This window comes from Variovorax boronicumulans (assembly GCF_029892485.1).
Lineage (GTDB): Bacteria > Pseudomonadota > Gammaproteobacteria > Burkholderiales > Burkholderiaceae_C > Variovorax > Variovorax boronicumulans_B.
On sequence record NZ_JARXVG010000037.1, the window covers coordinates 1 to 3,111 of the forward strand.

A 3,111-nucleotide genomic window follows, 5' to 3' on the forward strand; every position below is an offset into this window, starting at 1 on the left:
ACGAGCATCGAGCTGGATGGGGCGAACATCACGTTGAAGATGCCGGGGTTGCTGGATGTGAAGGGGACGAGCAAGAGTTTCGTGGGGCCGAAGGGAAGCCCGGCGGAGTTGCCGCTCCTGCCTACCGGGGCAATTAACGAAGCGCAGCACTTCATCGAGCTGAATCACCACTATGACGATCTGGAGCCCGTCAAAGGCGCCGCCTACAAGCTGATCTTCGACAACGGCGCGGTCATCCGCGGAAAGCTCGATGACAACGGCTTCGCGCGCCATGACGGCGTGCCGCCGGGTTCGGCGAAAGTTGTCTGGGGCGAGGACGAGCGCAAGTGGGACGGCGAATCGAAGCGGCCGAATGATCGCTTCGGGGCGGCCACAGATGCCGATGCGGCCATTGCGCTGGTGAAGGGATTGATGTCGTGATTCCACGCACCATTCCCATCCAGCAGGTCAAGCCGAACCTGTCGGATGCCGTTCGCATGGCGGTGGGGGAGATCGAGCGTTTTCTCGGGCTCTTCTATCCCGCGGACGCCATTCGGCAAACGGATGCGGCCAAGGCAGTTGCGGGGCAGTGGCTGTCTAGGGTCAAGGGCTTTCACAACGACGATGACTTTCTGCATCTGACGCGTGACTTTCTCAGCTACGTGCTGAGCGGCGGCGAACGCTCGCAGGTCGCCGATCAATTGGGTTATTACTTCTCCGGCTTCATGCCGAGCTACGGGGCCGCGCGTACCTTGTTGGGCATGGCCGCAGACAGCCGGCCATGGAGCGAAGTGCAGGCTTTCATGCACAGCCAGAGTTATGGCGATGCGCGAAAGCACGTCGAAACCTTCGATTGGCGCGGGGGCGAAAAAAAGGCGAAGGTCGAGATCGATGCCTGGAAGGGGATCTTGCAGAGGCAGGTCAAGGGCATCGAGATGGCTGCATATGGAGAGCCGGTCCTTCTGGCGCAGGCCAGCCCGCAGCCCCTGCCGAATGCGCCTGTGACAGACGTACCGCCAGCCAATGAGCCTTACATGCCCAGGGCGAGACCGCCTTTGCGTCTCGTACCACCAGTGGAGCCGCCTCCGGTGGCTGGGCCCGGTGCAGGCGCTGCCGCGCGAGGCGCGTTGGCATTGTTGGCGGAGCCAGTGGCGATCGTGCTGTTCGTGCTGGTGATCGTGTTGACCCCGAGCAATGCGTTTCAGAAGAACACGGAGGACGAAGACCTGCGGCGCTGGCGTGCTGAATACGAGAAGAAGCAGCAACTGCCGATTCCCGATGCGCCGCCTCAAGCGGATGCGGTAACCGATACGGCGAACAATGATTGCAAGCCGCAAAGCGAAGAGAACAAGAAGAACGGAGCGGAATGCGAAGACGATGGATATGTGCTGATGGAGCAAGTGCTGCAGTACCGACGCTTGGTCAATCCTCCAAAGGGCAAGGGCTTGGATGGCTTGTTCGAAAAGTCGATTCCGTTCGACCAACCCAATCCGATGCCCTTGACCGTCGCGGTGCCGAAGCCCGGCAAACTGGTCTTCATTCCGACGAGCGATAAGCCGCCTCAGACGCGATATGACTATGTGGCGACGGAGCTAAAAAAACCCGTGACTTCGATGTATCCGAAGTTCGTGGTTTTCGAAGCCAAGCACATCGCCAAGACTTTCGATCCAGCGGACACCGAGGGCATTCAGAAAGAGGCCAAGAATCGACTTGGCAACACTTGCGATGGAACGCAATTGGGAACGCGATGGACAACCCGCCGTATTCCTCAGGCGCTGAACAGACACGAGCCTGGTGCGAAAAACCGGGTTTATCGTGAGACAAAAGGCCGGGAGATTCTGGATGCGCGCTATGCCCGTTGGATTTTTATCTGTCTACCTGGAGCACTTGGCGCCGCATCCCTCAAGTTATATGTCTTTATTGATGTCGTTGCGTCCGGGATGGACTTGGAGAGTCGTGCGCCCAAGCCGCGCAAGACCGATACGGCGGATGACAACAAACTGTAGGAGTTGAAGATGGGATTTAAAGAAGCGCGACGACAAAGATTTCTGAGTGAAGCTCATGCTCGCGAACTCGATGACGATCTGAAGCATCGAATCGATGGCGATCGCAGGCACATTGCCGAGACCGAATTGGTCAAAGACGCTGTTTCTGACTATCGGTGGTTGATCGCCACGGGCGGATTGGAACTGTTGATACTTCGCTATACGGCAGGGCATTCCATAGAGGAATTGCGCACTCAGCTCTCGAGTGTGATCGAAGACTTTGATGACTTCATCGGCAGTGAAATTTCCCCTCGCCTGCAAGACCCGTCACGCAATGAGGCTGACACTCTTGAGATCACGCAGTTAGAAGCCTATGTCTATGTCATGTGGTTGCTGTCTTTGTGCAAATTGCTTGGGCACGACGCACTGATTCCCAAGGTAATTGGCTGGATCGACAAGACACATGACTTCAATCGCGGCCGCGATATCTTGTTTGAGAATCTGATGCAAGCATTGACGGGAGCACACGTGACAACCGAGAAAGTCCTGTTGCACCCCAAGCCCTATCGACCTTTGGCACGCGCCACGGTATTTGAGCCAGACCAGCGGGCAGCTCTGGTAAAGGAGTTCCTGGAGACTTGGTACAAAGACATGGCCCCCTGTTATTGGCATGGCACGCATACCGAGAAGGAAGGATCATCCTATTTTGGGTACTGGGCTTTCGAGGCCGCATTGGTCACTGTGCTGTGGGACATTGACGACAGCAGCTATCGAGACCACTTGGTCTACCCGAAGGACCTTGTCGATTGGGCTCGCGAGCATCGAACAGAAGCTGTGCCCTCGGGTCCGAGCCGTACACCGGGAGGAGGGCCGTGCCCGCAGGCAGGCTGGTGGTTCACGCCTGCGTTGAAGGGGAGTCGTCGCTATTTCACTCAGGGCGAGGTAATGCCGAACATCGAAGGCAGCGACTACGGCTCGACATTCTGGCAATGGGACGTTGATCAGACTGCACCGAAGCTCTAAAGAACTGGACAGCCCCACGGCTACAGCGATGGCCGGGCCGAACTGGGGCGCGCACCATCTGCCGCGCGTCGGCTCGGAGGTGCTGGTGTCGTTCATCGAAGGCGACATCGACCGGCCGGTGGTG

2 protein-coding genes and 2 pseudogenes are annotated in these 3,111 nt (G+C 57.9%); all 4 read left to right on the forward strand.

The features are described 5' to 3' along the window. Positions 1–420 (forward strand): annotated as a pseudogene (locus M2282_RS30920) (type VI secretion system tip protein VgrG); the annotation flags it as partial. After that, the gene (locus M2282_RS30925) at positions 417–1,985 is read left to right on the forward strand and encodes a hypothetical protein (protein WP_280812587.1); all 1,569 of its coding nucleotides are present in this window, start codon (positions 417–419) and stop codon (positions 1,983–1,985) included. The pseudogene M2282_RS30920 and the gene M2282_RS30925, both read left to right, overlap by 4 nt. 9 nt (positions 1,986–1,994) lie before the next feature. Then, a complete protein-coding gene (locus M2282_RS30930) occupies positions 1,995–2,987 on the forward strand; it encodes a PoNe immunity protein domain-containing protein (protein ID WP_280812588.1) in 993 nt (330 codons plus the stop codon). Between the two features lie 19 nt (positions 2,988–3,006). Beyond that, positions 3,007–3,111 (forward strand): annotated as a pseudogene (locus tag M2282_RS31130) (phage baseplate assembly protein V); the annotation flags it as partial.